At 50.4% G+C, this 19390-nt stretch carries 16 protein-coding genes and 2 pseudogenes; 9 read left to right on the forward strand and 9 right to left on the reverse strand.

Translation table 11 applies throughout. The features are described 5' to 3' along the window. Nucleotides 1-172 precede the first annotated feature (172 nt). On the reverse strand, nt 173-1819 hold the full coding sequence (gene fumA / locus ACMWLG_RS08845; protein WP_414762978.1) for a class I fumarate hydratase FumA: 1647 nt from the start codon (nt 1817-1819) through the stop codon (nt 173-175). A gap of 199 nt (nt 1820-2018) precedes the next feature. Here fumA and manA point away from each other — a divergent pair, with 199 nt between their 5' ends. Together manA and ACMWLG_RS08855 are read left to right on the forward strand one after the other, a co-directional pair. Then, complete coding sequence (manA, locus tag ACMWLG_RS08850) at nt 2019-3194, forward strand: mannose-6-phosphate isomerase (RefSeq protein WP_045401334.1); 1176 nt, start codon at nt 2019-2021, stop codon at nt 3192-3194. A 99-nt stretch (nt 3195-3293) separates the two neighbouring features. Beyond that, nucleotides 3294-4826, forward strand: a complete 1533-nt coding sequence (locus ACMWLG_RS08855; RefSeq protein WP_045401337.1) for a YdgA family protein — start codon at nt 3294-3296, stop codon at nt 4824-4826. A 40-nt stretch (nt 4827-4866) separates the two neighbouring features. Here ACMWLG_RS08855 and ACMWLG_RS08860 read toward each other — a convergent pair whose 3' ends face one another. Next, nucleotides 4867-5721, reverse strand: coding sequence for an alpha/beta fold hydrolase (locus ACMWLG_RS08860; protein WP_045401340.1), 855 nt, complete (start codon nt 5719-5721; stop codon nt 4867-4869). A gap of 15 nt (nt 5722-5736) precedes the next feature. Next, nucleotides 5737-6717 (reverse strand): MBL fold metallo-hydrolase, encoded by a 981-nt coding sequence (locus tag ACMWLG_RS08865; RefSeq protein ID WP_045401343.1) that lies wholly within the window; start codon nt 6715-6717, stop codon nt 5737-5739. A gap of 107 nt (nt 6718-6824) precedes the next feature. Here ACMWLG_RS08865 and ACMWLG_RS08870 point away from each other — a divergent pair, with 107 nt between their 5' ends. Next, on the forward strand, nt 6825-7721 hold the full coding sequence (locus tag ACMWLG_RS08870; protein WP_045401346.1) for a LysR family transcriptional regulator: 897 nt from the start codon (nt 6825-6827) through the stop codon (nt 7719-7721). 2 nt (nt 7722-7723) lie between these two features. On the opposite strand, the gene ACMWLG_RS08875 is transcribed toward ACMWLG_RS08870, so the two are convergent. Next, nucleotides 7724-8752, reverse strand: coding sequence for a Mal regulon transcriptional regulator MalI (locus tag ACMWLG_RS08875; protein ID WP_023311457.1), 1029 nt, complete (start codon nt 8750-8752; stop codon nt 7724-7726). Nucleotides 8753-8929: 177 nt separating this feature from the next. On the opposite strand from ACMWLG_RS08875, the pseudogene malX reads away from it, so the two are divergent. From malX to ACMWLG_RS08900, 5 genes and pseudogenes are all read left to right on the forward strand, one after another. Continuing rightward, nucleotides 8930-10060: pseudogene (gene malX, locus ACMWLG_RS08880) on the forward strand (PTS maltose transporter subunit IICB); the annotation flags it as partial. Between the two features lie 85 nt (nt 10061-10145). Next, entirely contained in the window at nt 10146-11915 is a 1770-nt protein-coding gene (locus ACMWLG_RS08885) for a recombinase family protein (protein ID WP_013096884.1), read from the forward strand. A gap of 558 nt (nt 11916-12473) precedes the next feature. Continuing rightward, entirely contained in the window at nt 12474-13235 is a 762-nt protein-coding gene (locus tag ACMWLG_RS08890) for a lysozyme inhibitor LprI family protein (protein ID WP_023280005.1), read from the forward strand. Next, nucleotides 13225-13593 carry a hypothetical protein gene (locus tag ACMWLG_RS08895; protein WP_023280004.1) on the forward strand — a complete coding sequence of 123 codons (369 nt, stop codon included), beginning with the start codon at nt 13225-13227 and terminating at the stop codon, nt 13591-13593. The genes ACMWLG_RS08890 and ACMWLG_RS08895 overlap by 11 nt, the downstream gene beginning before the upstream one ends. Nucleotides 13594-13692: 99 nt before the next feature. Beyond that, on the forward strand, nt 13693-14172 hold the full coding sequence (locus tag ACMWLG_RS08900) for a hypothetical protein (RefSeq protein ID WP_072048708.1): 480 nt from the start codon (nt 13693-13695) through the stop codon (nt 14170-14172). Between the two features lie 157 nt (nt 14173-14329). Here ACMWLG_RS08900 and ACMWLG_RS08905 read toward each other — a convergent pair whose 3' ends face one another. The 5 genes and pseudogenes from ACMWLG_RS08905 to ACMWLG_RS08925 form a co-directional block, all read right to left on the reverse strand. Continuing rightward, nucleotides 14330-15019: a VIT family protein gene (locus tag ACMWLG_RS08905; RefSeq protein WP_000549951.1), complete on the reverse strand. Its 690-nt coding sequence runs from the start codon at nt 15017-15019 to the stop codon at nt 14330-14332. Nucleotides 15020-15153: 134 nt separating this feature from the next. Then, nucleotides 15154-15735, reverse strand: coding sequence for a cytochrome b/b6 domain-containing protein (locus ACMWLG_RS08910; RefSeq protein WP_001004932.1), 582 nt, complete (start codon nt 15733-15735; stop codon nt 15154-15156). Nucleotides 15736-15829: 94 nt separating this feature from the next. Then, nucleotides 15830-16060: pseudogene (locus tag ACMWLG_RS08915) on the reverse strand (IS3 family transposase); the annotation flags it as partial. Nucleotides 16061-16523: 463 nt separating this feature from the next. Then, nucleotides 16524-16997, reverse strand: coding sequence for a cytochrome b562 (locus ACMWLG_RS08920; RefSeq protein ID WP_000923859.1), 474 nt, complete (start codon nt 16995-16997; stop codon nt 16524-16526). Nucleotides 16998-17015: 18 nt separating this feature from the next. Next, nucleotides 17016-17954, reverse strand: coding sequence for a cation diffusion facilitator family transporter (locus tag ACMWLG_RS08925; RefSeq protein ID WP_001198019.1), 939 nt, complete (start codon nt 17952-17954; stop codon nt 17016-17018). A 695-nt stretch (nt 17955-18649) separates the two neighbouring features. Here ACMWLG_RS08925 and ACMWLG_RS08930 point away from each other — a divergent pair. Next, entirely contained in the window at nt 18650-19264 is a 615-nt protein-coding gene (locus ACMWLG_RS08930) for a recombinase family protein (RefSeq protein ID WP_007890845.1), read from the forward strand. Nucleotides 19265-19390: the final 126 nt, after the last annotated feature.

Here is a 19390-nt window from a genome sequence, read left to right on the forward strand (position 1 = left end):
TGATAACAAAAGAGGGATTGCTCACATGCTTAAGGAATAAGTATTGATGACTTCTGAGAAACGATATGGCGCTTTGTGCGCTCTTTTTGTTGCCGGGTGGCGCTGACGCTTACCCGGCCTACACGACTCGTAGGCCGGGTAAGGCGCAGCCGCCACCCGACAATTTACAGAATTACTTCACGCACGCCGAACACTGGGACGACTGGATCTGCTTGAAGAAGTCGTTGCCTTTGTCATCCACCAGGATAAACGCCGGGAAGTCTTCCACTTCAATTTTCCAGATCGCTTCCATACCCAATTCCGGGTACTCCACGCACTCCAGGCTCTTAATGCTGCCCTGCGCCAGAACCGCAGCCGGGCCGCCGATGCTGCCGAGGTAGAAGCCGCCGTGCTTGTGGCAGGCGTCCGTCACCTGCTGGCTGCGGTTACCTTTCGCCAGCATGATCATGCTGCCGCCGTTGGCCTGCAGCTGGTCAACGTACGAGTCCATACGTCCTGCCGTGGTTGGGCCTAACGAGCCGGACGCGTAGCCTTCAGGCGTTTTCGCCGGGCCGGCGTAGTAGATCGGGTGATCTTTAATGTACTGCGGCAGCCCTTCGCCGTTGTCCAGACGCTCTTTCAGCTTCGCGTGCGCGATGTCGCGGCCCACGATGATCGTACCGTTCAGCGAGAGACGGGTCGAGACCGGATACTGCGAAAGCTGCGCCAGAATCTCTTTCATCGGACGGTTCAGGTCAACGCGAACCGCTTCACCCTCACCCGCTTTGCGCAGCTCTTCCGGGATGTATTTGCCCGGGTTGTTTTCCAGTTTTTCGATCCACACGCCTTCGCGGTTGATCTTCGCCTTGATGTTGCGATCCGCAGAGCAGGACACGCCCATCCCGACCGGACAGGAGGCGCCGTGACGCGGCAGACGGATCACGCGCACGTCGTGGGCAAAGTATTTACCGCCAAACTGCGCGCCGAGGCCCAGATTGCGGGCTTCTTCCAGCAGTTCCTGCTCAAGCTGCACGTCGCGGAACGCCTGGCCGTGCTCGTTACCTTCGGTAGGCAGGCCGTCGTAGTATTTGGTTGAGGCCAGCTTGACGGTTTTCAGCGTGCTTTCCGCCGACGTACCGCCAATCACAAACGCGATATGGTACGGCGGGCACGCAGCGGTGCCGAGGGTGCGCATCTTTTCAACCAGGTAGTTCTTCAGCTTGCCCGGGGTGAGCAGCGCCTTGCTTTCCTGGTAGAGATAGGTTTTGTTAGCTGAACCGCCGCCTTTGGCGATACAGAGGAATTTGTACTCGTCACCATCCACGCTGTAGAGATCGATCTGTGCTGGCAGGTTGGTGCCGGTGTTGACCTCTTTATACATATCCAGCGCCGCGTTTTGCGAATAGCGCAGGTTATCTTCGGTGTACGTGTTGTAGACGCCGTGCGCCAGGGCCGCTTCGTCACCGCCGCCGGTCCAGACGCGCTGGCCTTTTTTACCGACGATGATCGCCGTGCCGGTGTCCTGACAGGTAGGCAGAATACCTTTCGCGGCGATGTCTGAGTTACGCAGGAACTGCAGGGCAACGTATTTATCGTTTTCGCTGGCCTGCGGGTCGCTCAGGATATCGGCAACCTGCTGCTGGTGCGCAGGACGCAGCATAAACGAGGCGTCGTGGAAAGCGTGCTGCGCCAGCAGCGTTAGCGCCTGAGGATCGACCTTGAGGATCTCTTGTCCTTCAAACTCAGAGACGGAGACGTGATCGCGGGTTAACAGGTAATACTCGGTCCGATCCTTACTGAGGGGGAAAGGATCCTGATAATGGAAGGGTTTATTCGACATTGGTCTCTCACTTACTGCTTCGGTCTGTTTATTCAGGGCAGATGTTCCGCTGCCCGGCTTAAAAGCGAGTCAGCTTATCCTACACAATTTTTTAACAAAAACTGAGACTAGTACGACTTTTTACATCCACAGGTTACTTCCATGAGGTTTATTGCTTTAATACCCGGAGTTAATTCCACAATTGAATCAGGGCTTGATAATGCAAAAACTCATTAACTCAGTGCAAAACTACGCCTGGGGAAGTAAAACTGCGTTAACGGATCTCTACGGTATCGCGAACCCGAACAACCTGCCGATGGCAGAACTGTGGATGGGGGCGCACCCGAAGAGCAGCTCAAAAATTGAAGACGCCAGCGGCCAGGTACGCAGCCTGCGTGACGTGATTGATGCCGATAAAGCCGCGCTGCTGGGCGACAAGGTGGCTCAGCGCTTTGGGGAACTGCCGTTCCTGTTCAAGGTGCTGTGCGCCGACCAGCCGCTCTCCATCCAGGTTCACCCGAACAAGAAAGCCTCTGAAATCGGTTTTGCGAAAGAGAACGCGGCGGGTATTCCGTTGGACGCCGCCGAGCGTAACTACAAAGATCCTAACCACAAGCCGGAGCTGGTGTTCGCGCTGACGCCGTTCCTGGCGATGAACGCGTTCCGCGAGTTTTCAGAGATCGTCTCCCTGCTGCAACCGGTCGCGGGTGCCCACAAGGCTATCGCCCACTTCCTTGAAAACCCTAACGCGGACGCGCTGAGCCAGCTGTTTGCCAGCCTGCTGAATATGCAGGGTGAAGAGAAATCTCACGCGATGGCGGTACTGAAAGCGGCTCTGGGCAGCCAGCAGGGTGAACCGTGGGAGACTATCCGTCTGATCTCCGAATTCTACCCGGACGACAGCGGCCTGTTCTCCCCTCTGCTGCTGAACGTGGTGAAGCTGAACCCGGGCGAAGCGATGTTCCTGTTTGCCGAAACCCCGCACGCCTACCTACAGGGCGTGGCGCTGGAGGTAATGGCCAACTCCGATAACGTGCTGCGCGCGGGCCTGACGCCGAAATACATCGATATTCCTGAGCTGGTTGCCAACGTGAAGTTTGTGGCGAAACCTGCCGCGGAGCTGCTGACTCAGCCGGTGAAAAACGGCGCAGAGCTGGACTTCCCGATTCCGGTTGAAGATTTTGCTTTCTCCCTGCACGACCTGAGCCAGGCCGAAACCGCCATCGCGCAGGAAAGCGCGGCGATTCTGTTCTGCGCCGAGGGCGAAGCGACGCTGCGCAAAGGCGAACAGCGTCTGGTGCTTAAGCCCGGTGAGTCAGCATTCGTTGCAGCCAATGAGTCTCCGGTCAGCGTAAGCGGCACCGGTCGTCTGGCGCGCGTTTTCAATAAGCTTTAAGCACTTACTGAATTTTTTAACAACTCTTGCTAAGCTAGTTGCAGGCTTAATATCTCCAGGCGGTTTTTACCGCCTGGTTTCATTTTAGGGATAGTCGCAATGAAAAAATCGGTCGTAGCGGTTGGAGTGATTGTAGCGTTAGGCGTGGTCTGGACGGGTGCCTCCTGGTTTACCGGGAAACAGCTGGAAGGCCGTCTGGCTGAGATGGTGGCGCAGGCTAACGGAGAGATTAAGCGCAGCGCGCCGGAGGCGGGCCTTGAGCTGAGCTACCAGAATTATCATCGCGGCGTGTTTACCAGCCGTATGCAGCTGGTGGTGAAGCCGGTTGCCGGTGCTGAAAACGGCTGGCTGAAACCGGGCCAGAGCGTGGTGCTGGATGAGGTGGTGAGCCACGGTCCGCTGCCGCTGGCGCAGCTGAAGTCCTTTAACCTGATCCCGTCGATGGCGTCCGTTCATACCGTGCTGGTGAATAACGACGTCACCAAACCGCTGTTTGACCTGGCGAAGAATGAATCGCCTTTCGACATTAATACCCGAATTAGCTATGCCGGTGACACGAGTTCCAATATTGCCCTGAAAGCGCTGAACTACGAGAAAGAGAATGAGAAAGTCGCCTTTAGCGGCGGCCACTTCAAACTCGATGCCGACCGCGACGGAAACGTGTTCTCCCTGACGGGTGAAGCGGAAAGCGGCCTGGTCAATGCCGTGAACGAATATAACCAAAAGGTTCAGCTCACCTTCAACAACCTGAAAGCCGACGGCAACAGCCGAATGACCGATTTCCAGGAGCGTATCGGCGATCAGAAACTCTCTCTCGACAAGGTAGCCATTGCGGTTGAAGGAAAAGAGATGGCCGTGCTGGAAGGCATGGACGTCAACGGCAAATCCGACGTTTCCAAAGACGGTAAAAGCATCAACACGCAGTTGGATTACACGCTGAAGAGCCTGAAGGTGCAGAATCAGGATCTGGGCACCGGCAAGCTGTCGCTGAAGATCGGCAATATCGACGGCCAGGCGTGGCACGAGTTTAGCCAGAAATACAGCAAAGAGAGCCAGGCGCTGCTGACCGATGCCGCACTCCAGCAGAACCCTGAGGTGTATCAGCAGCAGGCGATGGCGGTACTGTTCAACAACCTGCCTGTCCTGCTGAAAGGCGAGCCGGTGATCACCGTTGCGCCGCTGAGCTGGAAAAACAGCAAAGGCGAAACCAGCTTTAACCTGTCGCTGTTCCTGAAAGATCCGGCAACCGCAACGGGTGAACCGCAGACGCTGGCGCAGGAAGTGGATCGCAGCGTTAAGTCGCTCGACAGCAAGCTGACCATCCCGATGGATATGGCGACCGAGTTTATGACCCAGATTGCGAAGCTGGAAGGCTACGGCGATGAAGACGCCGGCAAGCTGGCGAGCCAGCAGGTGAAAGGTCTGGCGGCCATGGGTCAGATGTTCCGCATCACCAAAGTGGAAAACAACACGATCTCCACCAGCCTGCAGTACGCCAACGGCCAGGTAACGCTCAACGGCGACAAGATGCCGCTGGAAGACTTCGTCGGCATGTTTGGTATGCCGACTCTGGGGATGCCGGAACCAGCTGAACCGGCAGCGCCAGCCGAACCGGCGGCGCCGCAGCAGTAAACAGCAAAACCCCTCGCATGAGGGGTTTTTTTATTGCCCGCTAACTTTTCCATCCCGCCAGGAAATCCAGCAGAAGCGCGTTCACTTTCTCTGGCTGCTCCTCCTGCGGCAGATGGCCACACTCATCAATCCCCTGCGCCCGCAGGTTCTCCGCCATTTCGGCCCAGACGCTTTCCATATCGAAAAGCTTGCCGACCGCATGAAAATCATTACCCCACAGCGACATTACCGGGCAGGTGATTTTCACCTCAGCGTCAGCCATATCCTGCGCCACATCCTCTGCGTTGGCGCGATAGTCAGCCATTGCGCCACGCACGGCACCCGGCGCCTGATACGCCCTAACATAGGTATCAAACGCCTCGCCGCTGATGGTCGACGGATTGTAGGTCCAGTCCGAGAAAAAGTGGCGCAGCCAGATATGCTCCCGACCCGCAATCAGCGCTTCCGGCAGGTCTGGCACAAGATGAAACAGGAAGAACCAGTACGCACGCGCAATCGACGCATTCAGATCGCGCGCCACAATACGCGTTGGCACGTTATCCATCACCACCAGTCGATCCACCAGCTCAGGGTAATCTTTTGCAAACCGCGTCGCGACGCGCGCGCCGCGATCGTGCCCCACCAGCACCACTTTCTGTAAACCCAGGACTCGCATCAGTTCCCGGATGTCCCGCGCCATGTTGCGCTTATCATAGCCAGAAGCAGGTTTATCCGTTTCGCCATACCCGCGTAAATCCGGTGCAATCACGCGGTAGTGCCGGGACAGTACGGGTATCTGGTAGCGCCAGGCATAGTTTGTTTCAGGAAAACCATGCAGGAGAATAACCGGTGCACCTTCACCCTCTTCGACCACAAACTGACGAATACCGTTTGCCGTTACGGTGTAACTTTTCATGCTCGTCACATCACTTTATTTCAGCAGAGGCACGTTGGCCGCACGCTGATAAGGACCGTAATTGACAGGATTCCAGCTATAGCCCTGCTGCCAGGCGGTGATATGACCGATACCGGGGAAAGGCAGATGCGCTGCGGCCATCCACTCACCGTCTTTTGCCAGCGCGTTAAACTCCTGCCCCCTGGATGAGATGGCTTTTTTCGGATCGACATCAAAGCGAATAGACACTTCAGGGTGCGGGAACTGGACGGCAGGAGCATGAATCAAATCCCCAATGAAGTTGATAGCCGTCCCCTGCGACGCGAAGCGATAAACGGTACTGCCTGGCGTATGCCCTATGGCATATGCCGTCTGGACTTCCGGGACAGGCGAAGCTGGCGGGACGAAGGTTTTAAGGTGCCCGGCGGCTTTATACGCGGACAGCGCATTCCTGGCGATAGCGAAATACTCCCTCGCATTAGCCGGCGCGCTCGCTTCTTTTGCGGGATCAAGCCAGTAGTCGGCCTCCCCCTGCGGTACGTAGACGGTGGCATTGGGGAACAACGCCTTACCCTCTGCATCGCTCAGGCCGCACACGTGGTCAAGATGCAGGTGGGTCAGGAAAATGGTATCAACCTGCTCGGGACGGTACCCTGATGCATTCATATTGCTGACCAGCTGGCCGGCCGTTTCCGCCATGCAGTGGCCACCCCCGCTGTCAATCATGAGCAGGTGTTTACCGGTATTCACCAGAAAGGCGTTAAAGGCGGTAGGCATGCGTTCGGCATCAATTTTGTGTTGAGCCAGCAGTTCGCGAACCTTTTCGCCTGAGAGCCCGTGTAGCAAGGCTGGCGAAAGATCGTTATAGCCGTCGAACAGCGCCGTCACCTCATACTCCCCGACCGCCAGACGATAATAGCCCGGAACCTGCTGTTTAACCTGCGCCGGGGCATCTGCCCACGATGTGCTTGCCAGGAGCAGGCCGCTGAGCGCCAGAACCGTTTTCAACTTTTTCATCTTCACTCCAGATTGATATTTTTCAGGTTGTGAAGAGACTATGGCAGCGTAACGATAAATAATGTAGATATATACTTTGATAAGTCAGCATAACGAAAATCGATACAATGAAACTGGAAGACGTTGAAGTGTTTGTCGAAGCCGTCAAGGCGGGTAGCCTGGCGGGCGCCGCGCGTCGGCTCTCTGTGAGCGCCATGGCGGCATCACGGTCTCTTAATAATCTTGAGGCTGAACTGGGGGTCAGGCTGGTGCACCGCACCACGCGTTCCCTCTCACCCACCAGCGATGGGGCCGTTTTTTTGCCCCATGCGCAGGCGTTGCTGGAAGATAAAAATAACGCGCTGGCCGATCTATTTCCCGAGGGGACGCACCTTTCCGGACGACTGCGCATTACCGCCTCAGCGGGGTTTGGCCGTAAGATCGTTGCTCCCATGCTGACCCGGTTCATGCAGCAACATCCCGCCCTGCAGGTCGATTTATTCGCCACCGACGAACAGGTTGATATTGTCGGAAAAGGCATAGACGTGGCGTTACGCATTGCGCCGCTGCGCGATAACCGGCTGGTTGCCCATCGCCTGTGTCACAACCCTCGCGATCTCTGCGCCAGCGCGGCGTATCTTGCCGCGAATGGCTATCCAAAATCGTTTAACGATCTGGCGGCACACAGCTGTCTGACCACGTCAGATACCGTCCACTGGTCATTCGAACAGGGTGAACAGCGCTACAAACAAAAGGTGTCGGGCCGATTCTCCGCGAACTCTATTGAGGCCATTTTCGAAGCCTGCCTGGGAGGGTTAGGGATCGCCAATTTATCCCGCTGGTACGTAGAGCCGGCGTTCAGAGAGGGTAAACTCGTGCGGATCGTCCTGGAGGATGCCCACCCGGAATCGCTGGCCGTTTGGGCGGTTTACCCGACCTCCCGGCTGATCCCGGCTAAAGTACGAAAGTTTGTGGAAGCGCTGGAAGCCGAACTGTTGCTCAATCCGCTAACGCAACCCGCCTGATATTATTTCACCGTCACCAGCCGCGCCGCCACAATCTGGTGTCCGGCCTGAACGTCCGTGTTGTCGATGCGCTGCATGATCCTGTCCGCCAGCGTGTAGCCCATCTCTCGCGCAGGGGTGGTGGCCCAGACGATCGGCAGATCGTCTAGCGCGTTTTCACCAACGTCGGCGAACGCCCCCAGCGCCACCTGGTGACCGAAGAAGGTTTCCACCCCGCCCTCGCCGCTCTGACGCCCGGCGCGGATCAGGCCAAACCAGGCGCCCATGGCAATCACATCGTTGTAGCAAATCACGGCGCTGATCGTCGGACTGCTGCGCAGCAGCGCGCCTATCGCTTCCGCCGCTTTCTTCTGACTGGATTCACACTCCACGACCCATTCGCTGTGGAACGGCAGGCCGTATTTAATCAGCGTCGCGCAGTAGCCGCCGACCCGCTCGGCGCGGGTCAGGGACGAGCTTTTCCCGCCGAGCCACGCAATGCGCTGGTGTCCGCGACGAATAAGATGCTCGGTCAGCATTTGCGCGGCCTGCATGTTATCCGGGCGCAGCGTATCGGCCTCGTCGAGGTAGCTGGCGCGCGAAGCAAACACCAGCGGCACGCCTTTTTCGGCGGCGCGCTCGCACAGCTCGCTGCCCACGCCCGACGCTCCGGCGACGATTACCCCGTCAACACCCTGATTCAGCAGCATATCGAGCCGGGAAAGAAGCTGATCGGCCTCGCGACCGCCGTGCAGAAGAAAGACCATCCGCCCCTGCGCTTCAAGCGCTTCGGTTAACCCGGCGGTCAGCTCCGCATAGAAAGGTGACGTCAGGTCGCGAACAATCAGGCCAATCACTCCGCTTTGCCCGCCGCGCAGCGCCGACGCCTGACGGTTACGCACAAAACCCAGCTGCTCAACCGCCTCGTTAACCCGCTGACCGGTCGCAGGAGAGATGCGCCCTTTTCCGCTTAGCACCAGAGAAACGGTGCTGACGGAAACGCCCGCCGCCAGCGCGACATCGTTGATGGTGATTTTTTTCGCTACAGCCATGTGTTGGCGTGACTCCCTGAAATGATATCGGTAAAACGTTTTATCAATACGTTATCTTTATACTACCAGTCAAAGCCTGAGAATGTGATTTAGCGCGCACTAAACTTTGATAAAACGTTTTATCTTCTCGCAGCATTGAAGCAGGCAAACTGATTTTAACAATAAAGGAGTCGTTTTATGACGGCGAAAGCAGCACAAAAAATATCGCTGTGGGAATTTTTCCAGCAACTGGGTAAAACCTTTATGCTGCCCGTGGCACTCCTCTCGTTCTGCGGGATCATGCTCGGGATCGGCAGCTCGCTGAGCAGTAAAGACGTCATCACGCTGATCCCGTTCCTCGGTACCCCGGTGCTGCAGGCGATCTTCATCTGGATGAGTAAAGTCGGCTCCTTTGCGTTTAGCTTCCTGCCCGTGATGTTCTGTATTGCTATCCCGCTGGGCCTGGCGCGCGAAAATAAAGGCGTCGCGGCGTTTGCCGGGTTTGTGGGTTACGCCGTGATGAACCTGGCGGTTAACTTCTGGCTGACCGCGAAAGGCATTCTGCCGACCACCGACGCCGCCGTGCTGAAAGCCAACAACATTCAGAGCGTGATCGGCATCCAGTCTATTGATACCGGGATCCTCGGGGCAGTGATCGCGGGTGTGATTATCTGGATGCTGCACGAGCGCTTCCACAATATCCGGCTGCCGGATGCCCTGGCCTTCTTCGGCGGTACCCGCTTCGTGCCGATTGTTACCCTGGTGGTGATGGGCCTGTTTGGTCTGATCATTCCGCTGATCTGGCCGGTCTTCGCGATGGGCATCAACGGCATCGGCCGCATCATCAACGGCGCGGGAGATTTCGGTCCGATGATCTTCGGCACCGGCGAGCGTCTGCTCCTGCCGTTTGGCCTGCAGCATATCCTGGTGGCCCTGATTCGCTTCACCGAAGCGGGCGGTACGATGGAGGTATGCGGTCACGACGTGAGCGGCGCGCTGACCATCTTCCAGGCGCAGCTGAGCTGTCCGACCACCCACGGCTTCTCGGAAAGCGCCACCCGCTTCCTGTCTCAGGGTAAAATGCCTGCCTTCCTCGGCGGCCTGCCAGGTGCCGCGCTGGCGATGTACCACTGCGCGCGCCCGGAAAACCGTCATAAAATTAAAGGCCTGCTCATTTCCGGCGTGATCGCCTGCGTCGTGGGCGGAACCACCGAGCCAATCGAATTCCTGTTCCTGTTCGTCGCACCGGTGCTGTACCTCATCCACGCGGTGCTGACCGGTCTGGGCTTTACCGTGATGGCGGTGCTGGGCGTGACCATCGGCAACACTAAAGTAAAATACACCTCATTAAGAATTGAGGCGTAAAAACAGCTATACCTGTCGCCCCAATGGATTACCAAGGAGGTGATGACCAATGTCTGCACATGTTACAATCTTAAGAAATACAGTACTTCCAGTGAAATTCAATACCATGAATCGTCCACGCTTATATTCATATATCCGTTACTCCAGCGAACGACAAGGTAAAGGTAGTTCGATTGAGCGTCAGAAGAGCTACATTGCTGAAATGGCAAAACAGATTGCTACTGAGTACGATCTGGAGATTTTCGAGGAATACCAAGATTTAGGGGTATCCGCGTACAAGGGTAAAAACGTTCAGGAAGGAGCTTTATCGGATTTCATAGACCAAGTTGAATCCGGTTTGATCCCAAAGGGGTCTTTCCTCTTGATTGAATCCCTTGATCGCTTCTCACGCCAGAACGCCATGCAAGCGGTTAACCTTTTCACCAGCTTATTACTTAATGGCATCACGGTAATTACCGGGATTGATAAACAGGTTTACAGACAGACTGAAGTAAACACCGAGACATTGCAGCAACTGATGTTTAGCGTGATGTTGTTCAGCCGTGCAAACGAAGAAAGTTCAACCAAATCACACCGCACCATTGCAAGTGCTCTGTCCAAGATCAGACGTCACCAGGAACGGAAACCAGGTGATCCTGTAGTCGCAATTAAAGAGTTAGGCTCGGATAAATGGTGGACAGATTCAAGTACTGGATATGTCAATCCGCATCCAGTCCTGTTCCCCATAGCAAAAAAAATTATCCAGTTAAAACAAGACGGTTGGTCAAATCGGATGATCCTTCAACATCTGAAAAACAACTACGATGGACCGGTTATTGGCAACAAAAAATCAAAAGGTATATGGAATATGCAGCATTGTTCCAGAATCCTTGAACCTGCCATTTATGGACGAAAAGTAATCACTGTAAACAATGCAGAATACGTTCTGGATGATTATTACCCTGCGATCATCAGCAAAGATGAATATGAAGCGTTAAAGCTCCAAGTTGGAAACAAAGGATTTGCCCCGAATCGCGAGAGTAATCCAGAAATACCATTACTTTCCGGTATTGGTATTTTGCACTGTGCGCACTGCTCATGTTACATGGTTAAGGCTAAATCAACCCTTAAAAACCATCCACATGCTTACCGTTACCAATGTGCATCCAGAGATTTACATCAAGATTGTAATAAGTGGGGATTCAGGGCAAGCACCCTTGAAAGGACGATTTTACAACTAATAGCCGATAGAATATTCTTACAGACGAAATATCAACCATCTGGTTTAGAAGGGAAAATAGCGGACATACAATCGCAAATTGAGAACTATGTATTGGCTATAGGTTCAGCTAAAAGCCCTGAGATCATTAATAGCCTCACTTCGCAAATTGATCAACTAGAACAAGAAAAACAAAGTCTGATAGTGGAAAAAAGACTATACGATGAATCAATCGTGCAAATGAACACTGAAGGTTGGGACAAGTTCAGGAAGTTTGACATTGATGACGCACTTAACCCTTTACGCACAAAAATAAGAGCAAACATTAAGACCGTTATTATGCGCGTAGATTGCTCCAGAATAGATAAGAAACACAACTTGTTTACCATCACATACCGCGATCAGCATAAACAGCGTATCGTTATCGAAAACAACTCAGGCTGGAAGAAGGGTAAGATTTATGTTGAAGCGCAGACTATCAACGATATTCAAATTCTTGAATCTGAAGGTTTGATACTGCATGACCATATTGACATATTGATCAACCGAGACAAGTTCATGACGGAAGCGAAAAAACGACTAGATCATCCCCGAACACTGATCGATGAACTGACGGAATAAAGGTAAGTGTTAGTGCCATTGTAAAATTGCCCCACAGAAATGTTAGCGTAATCCATCGCTATATAGCCATGAATCGCTCTGTATCTTGTCAGAGCGATTAAAGCAGACTTCAGGCATCGTTCAATATAAAACCCCCGTAAAACTTGATACAGAGCGTTGTAGAGCAAGGGTTCAAAATTACATCGTATTCATTCTGTCTACGAACTGTACTTATTGCACCGCTCCTTATCGAAACACCTCTATGGTTGCCGGAAACCCCGCACAAAGTAGATTGTTATGTCTTTCAATCGCAGTATTCAAGACTAACCGCTGCCCGCCGCCCGACGTTAACACCAAGCATATGAACCATTTTAAAACCCTTTAAAAACAATACCCTTCGCATCTTCCCCCTCTTCTCCCCATGTTAATCGATCGTTTTTACAGATCAATTATACGATATTGATAGATTTCATAGATCAATGTAAGATCATGATTCTTCGGTTAGTGTTTCTCGTAAACAAGACTCACGGAATGAATACTCTGTCCACGATGGAGTGCGAAAGAAAGAAGGTATCCAGAATGACAATTCTTATTAAAACGTTAAAAATCATGGCGTCAGGTGTTGTTTTCGTTTCAGGTTTAACCACCGCCTCCAGTACCGTGTATTTCTTGCCAGAGGCAAAATCAATGGGTGTCGCCAGCAGCGACAAAAACGCACTGATGTTTCTCGGGATGGACAGGGATGTAAATCTGAAGGGAATATGCTTCGCGATGACAAAGCAATCATCATCAATCGTTCCGCTGGTAGATATCACTGCTACAACTGATAACGGCAGATTCACGATGCACGGGTTACGCCCTAATGTCAGTGATTCTAAAGAAGTCGCTTGTTCCTTCGGGTCCGAAGCTGGTGATTTCTTGACTGCCATTTCGAAGTCAACAACCGTTAACGTGAAGCTGGACTTCAATGGCGAGATCCGCAATTACAGTTTCGACACTACAGAGTTCGGAAAGGTATTGACTGCGAATGGGCAAGCCGTGGGGGAAAAAGCAGCTAAAGACTACGCTCAGGGAGTACGTGCACCCGTTTTCTATAGCAGCGGTAGCGAAGCTCCCAAAAACAATGCAGTAACCTCAAACGTCGATACACACAGTTATAAAGCAAGCGATGAGAAACTTAATTCGGTCTGGAAAAGCCTTAGCCCTGAAACCCGAAAACGATTGCTTCCTTCTCAAAGAGAATGGATAAAGCACAAATCCGGCTGCAATAATGAACAGAAATGTCTTACCGACATGACGAACAATCGCATTCGTGAACTGGAGTCTGAATATGGAAAATAATGCACTGACTTTGGTTTTAAAAAACGATTGGGTAGCATCGTCTTCTGGTAATACCTATACCGGAAAATACACAGTTGGACGGTTTCACCTGACAGATGCGTTCATCGTTGTGTATATGAAGCTGATACATGGAATTGAAATACCCGATTTATGGGTCAGTAGCAGTTTCACTAACATACCAGATACCGATACCCGTAGGGTTATGTATATGGAAGGCTGTGATATGTTATCGAAAGATACAATGAACGAAATCCGTAATGCAGTGAAGTCCCCGCCTGACAAGCTGAAAATATATCGTAATGGAGAGCGTATTGTTAAGATAGAAGTTATGGAAGAACGAAATGAAATCACCCTATGAACGTTATATTAAAATAGCAGTCATAACCGTCGCAATAGCCTACGGCATCAATCTCCTTTACGGGCTGACGCCCCCCCATATCAGCCTAAAACCCCCGAAGTGAAGGCCAAGGTAAATGCTGATACCGTAACTCAGCAACAACCTGAGCAACCATCCAAACCATCGATAATCGATATACTTCCGCGAATGTATACAACAGGGGAAGTTTATGCGCGGTTTGAACAACATGAATTCAGGGCAACAAATGACTTCAAAAAATGTCAGTTAATGGTAACAGGAAAAATAACTGGTATCGGTACTGTTACTTTCAGAAAAAATCCTGTAGTAACATTGGGTATTCCCGGTTCAGATGAAGGCCTGAAGTTCATATTTGAAGATACGAATTACAATAACGATAAAGTTGCTGCATTGAATATTGGGGATCTGATTATAATCGCCGGGAAGAATGCACGACCTGGAACCTTTGGTGGTATCTTTCTTGATGACTCGAAGATAATGACTGATATGATTTCAAAGAAGAAACGACAAATTTTGGTTGTTAATGGTGGCGTTTACGACCGGGAAATTTGCCAGAAGTAGCGTTGTCCTTGCCCTTGAAATTGAGGGGGAGAATCCCCTCCATCACCCCTTCAACAGGTATTGGCGCAAGCAGGAATCGAGTTTGAAGGGAGCTGCATTGCAAATTGTTTTGCGAAGCATCGCCAGTAAGATGGTACTCGAATTGTGCTTCATAACATTAAAGCAGGGCCTGCCCTGCAAAATGACCAATCCCCATAGACAAAAGCATAGCCATGGTACTCCAGAACGTAATTCTTATGATCGCCCTGACAGGAGAGGCTTTACTCAAAACCGAAGATATATAGCCAAGGACCGCCAGTGAAAAAAGGGTGGAAAGGATTATCAACAAAAAAGCCAGTTTCAGAGGGGAGAGCCATGCCACGATTAAGGGTAACACCGCACCAGCGGAAAAACTCAGGGCAGAAAAGACAGCTGCCTGTAGGGGCTGTGCAGAATTTATATCCGTCAACCCCAGTTCTTCACGGGCATGAGCATCCAGGGCATCTTTGACCATAAGTTGCTCCGCAACCTGCCGGGCAAGCTCTGGCTCCAGTCCACGTTGCATATAAAGTGAAGTCAGTTCCCGCACCTCTCCCTGATAATCAGTTTCCAGCTCCCTTTTTTCCTGGGCAAGTGCTGCGTTTTCGGTATCCGCCTGAGATGAGACGGAAACATATTCCCCTGTAGCCATTGACATAGCTCCGGCAACCAGTCCTGCAACACCTGCAAGTAAAACACCGGAAGGACTGCTATTTGCAGATGCAACCCCAAGAACAAGGCTCGCTGTCGAAACAATTCCGTCATTTGCCCCCAGTACAGCTGCCCTCAGCCATCCCACTTTTTCGATACTATGTCGTTCAAGATGCATATATTTTTTCCTTCAAATACGCATACTCATCGGAATTACGGATAAATAGAAAATGCATTGACGGATAAATGCGCGGTTATAGTCTGTTTTAGCCAACCATTACAGGGCATCTTATCCATCATAAACCTACAGCACTATTCGGTAACGGGATTTTTCCTTTGGCTACGAACGGTGAGGAAGATATGCAGCAACCCCATCGCACCATGTGCCCAGAAATAGGTTTCAATAAATACAGTCAGAAACTTATGCACATGCAGGACGGTTTCTGTCAGCACAGGTGACGTGCCAAGAGCAGTATTGAGAGCAAACCAGAATCCACCACATAATGCAACGCCCAATAGTGCAAGTACACCAAGCCCCTGAACCAGAGCAGCAATCCCACCAGCATGAGCTTCAGGAAGACGGAATGATATCAGCATTTTGATATCTTCAACCACACCTCGAAAATCAAGGACCACCCAGGCAAAATAGTAACGAAATCCTCGTTGTGTCAGCATCCATGCAAGCATGACAAACCCAAGGACAATCAGTGATAACCCAGTGATAACATGGAACCATGTTACGAACCCAGTGAGAGTATAGTCACTAAGCGCATCGCTTTCGGTAAGGTTTGAATTAATAATCTGCAATAAAATCAATACAGCTACGATGATATGCAGCACACGTAGAAATGGTGTGTTTTTGTGAGGAAGAGCATTACGTAAATTTTCGTTCATAATTTAGCCACTTTTTTAAGGTTGGTTGACCACTCAATATTATGCCTTTTTATTAATGATAACCTTAACTTCTCAAAACCAAGATGCACTCAGTAATATCCAAACCATGTTCAAAGGCCCAGTACTCGACAGGTAAATTCAGGTTCCTGAGTGGTTCTTATCGTCGCCAGATAGCCACGAAACAGCGCAATGCTGTACAGAATGCTTATATCTGAACGCTTGAAATTCCAAAAGCGACGTGGATCGTACGGCACTTAATCCGACGACCGATGAAGAGTGCAGCCATGACAAAATCCATTCACCAAGCCACATTAGGTGACGTCGGAAATGATCTTCTTACGGCAAAGCACATGGCTTAGAATCCCTGTTCCAGCCTCGAAGAGGATACTGATGATTTATTTGCCGGAAAAAAGCATCTTAATGAGGGTCTCATACCGATGATGAAGACATTACGGGCATCAGTGTGTTAATCAACGGGGAGCAGGTCATCATGACCAACAAACAAAACACAGACTGACGCGTGACCACCAAATATAATTTGGCCCCCTGAATCCACCCCGCGCAACTCCAATAGGTACTTAACTTATGTTGAGGCAACAAACTAAAATATGTAGCATTGATAATGCATGTTTGTTACCCCAACATTTTTATATGTATTTTGCAGATAAGATAACGTTGTGAAATTTCCTCACCAGTGCATAGCTATCTGCTTGATTACAGGCACGTGTATCATGTCAGTTCAGGGATATCTTTCCAGCATATCTACCTTCACCGAATAATTCCCGGTCTCAGTCAACACCTAGTTTATTGTGGTATTTTCTCATCAGACTGCCTAGTTTCTGTGCTGCAATTTTCCCGGCGTCAAGACCTTCCTTCTCAGCGGTACTTTCAACGGCAGTTACCTCATCAATTAGAAGTGACATGCCTGCAACATACGTTTCCCTGTCATACCCTTCTACAGGGCTGTTCAGGATGGACTCTGCTGTTGCTTTCAGTTCCCGCATATCTTTCCTGAAGGATGTAACGTCCTCCTCCTTAAGTGCTGCGCGGTAGCTTTTATTCATCATCTTCATGGCATGTTCAACACCGTCAGAACCAGCCATTACACAGGGGGATAAAAGAAGGGTGGCTCCTATCACAACAGTACGCATAATTTTTCTCATAATAGCCTCCATATTGTTTACTCTCGTTTTCACAGTCAGAAGGGGTAATATTGCGCAAAAAAATAATCCCTTCCCAATCTTCTCAAAAAACAGCAGCATTCATATTATTTTTCAGGATTATTTGCCCCCGCAACCAGGACTATTATCACCTTTAAAATAAGGGTCAACATGTGTCATAACATTTAAAACATGATGATTATCTAAAACTGATTTCCTGGCCAAAACAGCAATGTCATGTCCTACTTTCACTGATAAATCACCATCAATTTCCAGATGAACATCAACCACAACAAGGTCCCCCATTTTTCTGGTCTTGAGGTCATGGATGCCTTCGACCCCAGGCGTGGACAATAATGTTGTTTTTATACTATTTTCAGTTTCAATATCCACGGCCCTGTCCATCAAGTCATGAAGCGAATCTGACATAAATGAATATCCCATTCTGGTCACAATCAGTCCCACAACCAGTGCAGCTACCGGATCAAGCAATTTAAACCCTGATAAACTACCAATAATACCAATAGCCACCACCAAAGATGAGGCGGCATCAGAGCGGGCATGCCAGGCATTGGCAACCAGCATAGTGGATTTTACTCGGGTTGCTACTGCCAGCATATAGCGAAAAAGAAGCTCTTTGATAACCAGTGCGGCTAAGGCCACCCACAGAGCAACAATATGTACCTGAGGAATATCATCTGGTTGTTGCATTTTATTTGCTGCTGACCATAACATCCCGATGCCAACAATGAATAAAATTGTCCCCAGAATTAATGATGCACCATTTTCATAACGATGATGCCCGTAGTGATGGTCATCATCGGGATTTTTTTTACTTTTATGATTAGCAATAAGCACCACAAAGTCTGAAACTAAATCAGACAGAGAATGGATACCATCCGCAATAAGCCCCTGAGATCCGGAAAATACGCCAGTAATCACTTGCCCGGATGTCAGAAAACAATTAACAAGCACACTAACCCATGTGCTTTTACGGGCCGCGAGGAAACGCTCATGAGAACTAATATCAATATCATCCGTAAGTTTGTTTACCTGCACCTGAAACTCCTAATAACAGCATCTACAGTTAATACTAAGCAGCCAATACTACCCGGCCAAGTTCAGTTTTGGTATATGAAATTTTGAGGTACTGTGGTGAAAATATAAAAATGGTGAGATTTATTCCTGTAAAGACCGCGCCATGGTGGCGATAACATCTATTTATCATAACGCCTGAACATTAATTTATTCTGAACAAAAGAGAGAAGAAAAGTTGACAGTTATCACAACTATACACTTACGCCCAGTGTGGATGGGTTCAACAAACTAAAATTGCAAACCCGATTAACTGAGGAATTGAGCGCTCTCGAAGAGGAGTTGCTTTCGGGTAGCTGTCAACCATTGCAAAATGGTAAACAACATCCTTTGGGTCCCCAACTGTGTGGCCACTGTAGTGACTGTGGTGGGTGATAGAACTGGTCACATTGATGCCAGACTTTTTCGTGCCGCATGTATGGCACACTGAATTTGATTAAGACCTGCTGAAATGAAACCGGAGTGCTTCAGCTACAGAAACTGACCAAATCGTATACCCCAAGCAAGATCTGAATACCATCCGAACAATATCTCTTTTAGGTATACCTGATAAAGACCATGACACACAGTATCAATAGGGTTAAATTTGACTCTATTGACAATAAAAACACGCACTGTATCATATGGGTATCAATTTAATACTCAAAAGAGAATGCATAATGAATGTCCGTATCTATTGCCGTGCATCTACCGAAGGCCAACATGCTGATCGTGCATTAGTTAGCCTGCGCGAATTTGCGCAAAGCAAAAACTGGCAAGTAGCCGGAGAATACATTGAGAATGCCAGCGGTGCGAAGCTGGAACGTGTGGAACTGATGCACCTACTTGCCGAAGCACGGCCTGGCGATTTGCTTCTAATTGAAGCGATTGACCGTCTCAGTCGTCTTCAACATGAAGAATGGGCTGAACTCAAAGCTACGCTGAACAGTAAAGGACTGGTTATTGTTTCGATGGATTTGCCAACAAGCTGGCAGATGGTTGAAATGTCTGGTAACGACCTTACTAGCGGCATTCTTCGGGCAGTCAATGCTATGCTGATCGATATCCTTGCGACAATGGCACGACAAGATTATGAAACCCGCCGTAAACGCCAGGCACAGGGGATCGAGAGAGCAAAACTGGCAGGTTTGTATACGGGGAAAGAAAAAGATATGGAAGCCCGTGAAACTGTTCGCGAAATGCTGGCGCAGAATGTTAAACCAGCCCACATCATGAAAGCGGCAGGTATCAGCCGCGCCACCTTTTACCGAATCAAGAAAGAGCTTTTGTGTTAAAAACGGACTTGATAACAGTATTTGCTGCCCTGACCTGCCCCCACGATTAGATACAACACTCAGTTAGTAACGTCGGAATCTTCATTCTCAGAATGACCCTTTCTCCAGCCCGCTGCAAATTCAGAC

It is taken from the genome of Enterobacter sp. 01-M-02-SI-ECC, assembly GCF_047530595.1.
GTDB classification, from domain to species: Bacteria; Pseudomonadota; Gammaproteobacteria; order Enterobacterales; family Enterobacteriaceae; genus Enterobacter; species Enterobacter cloacae_M.

What these genes read in the sequence shown, in the direction of transcription:
- fumA (WP_414762978.1), bottom strand. Translation starts at nt 1,819, where the DNA reads ATGTCGAATAAACCCTTCCATTATCAGGATCCTTTCCCCCTCAGTAAG.
- ACMWLG_RS08905 (WP_000549951.1), bottom strand. Translation starts at nt 15,019, where the DNA reads ATGCATCTTGAACGACATAGTATCGAAAAAGTGGGATGGCTGAGGGCA.
- ACMWLG_RS08855 (WP_045401337.1), top strand. Translation starts at nt 3,294, where the DNA reads ATGAAAAAATCGGTCGTAGCGGTTGGAGTGATTGTAGCGTTAGGCGTG.
- ACMWLG_RS08890 (WP_023280005.1), top strand. Translation starts at nt 12,474, where the DNA reads ATGACAATTCTTATTAAAACGTTAAAAATCATGGCGTCAGGTGTTGTT.
- ACMWLG_RS08865 (WP_045401343.1), bottom strand. Translation starts at nt 6,717, where the DNA reads ATGAAAAAGTTGAAAACGGTTCTGGCGCTCAGCGGCCTGCTCCTGGCA.
- ACMWLG_RS08870 (WP_045401346.1), top strand. Translation starts at nt 6,825, where the DNA reads ATGAAACTGGAAGACGTTGAAGTGTTTGTCGAAGCCGTCAAGGCGGGT.
- ACMWLG_RS08910 (WP_001004932.1), bottom strand. Translation starts at nt 15,735, where the DNA reads ATGAACGAAAATTTACGTAATGCTCTTCCTCACAAAAACACACCATTT.
- ACMWLG_RS08920 (WP_000923859.1), bottom strand. Translation starts at nt 16,997, where the DNA reads ATGCTGCTGTTTTTTGAGAAGATTGGGAAGGGATTATTTTTTTGCGCA.
- manA (WP_045401334.1), top strand. Translation starts at nt 2,019, where the DNA reads ATGCAAAAACTCATTAACTCAGTGCAAAACTACGCCTGGGGAAGTAAA.
- ACMWLG_RS08930 (WP_007890845.1), top strand. Translation starts at nt 18,650, where the DNA reads ATGAATGTCCGTATCTATTGCCGTGCATCTACCGAAGGCCAACATGCT.
- ACMWLG_RS08895 (WP_023280004.1), top strand. Translation starts at nt 13,225, where the DNA reads ATGGAAAATAATGCACTGACTTTGGTTTTAAAAAACGATTGGGTAGCA.
- ACMWLG_RS08860 (WP_045401340.1), bottom strand. Translation starts at nt 5,721, where the DNA reads ATGAAAAGTTACACCGTAACGGCAAACGGTATTCGTCAGTTTGTGGTC.
- ACMWLG_RS08885 (WP_013096884.1), top strand. Translation starts at nt 10,146, where the DNA reads ATGTCTGCACATGTTACAATCTTAAGAAATACAGTACTTCCAGTGAAA.
- ACMWLG_RS08875 (WP_023311457.1), bottom strand. Translation starts at nt 8,752, where the DNA reads ATGGCTGTAGCGAAAAAAATCACCATCAACGATGTCGCGCTGGCGGCG.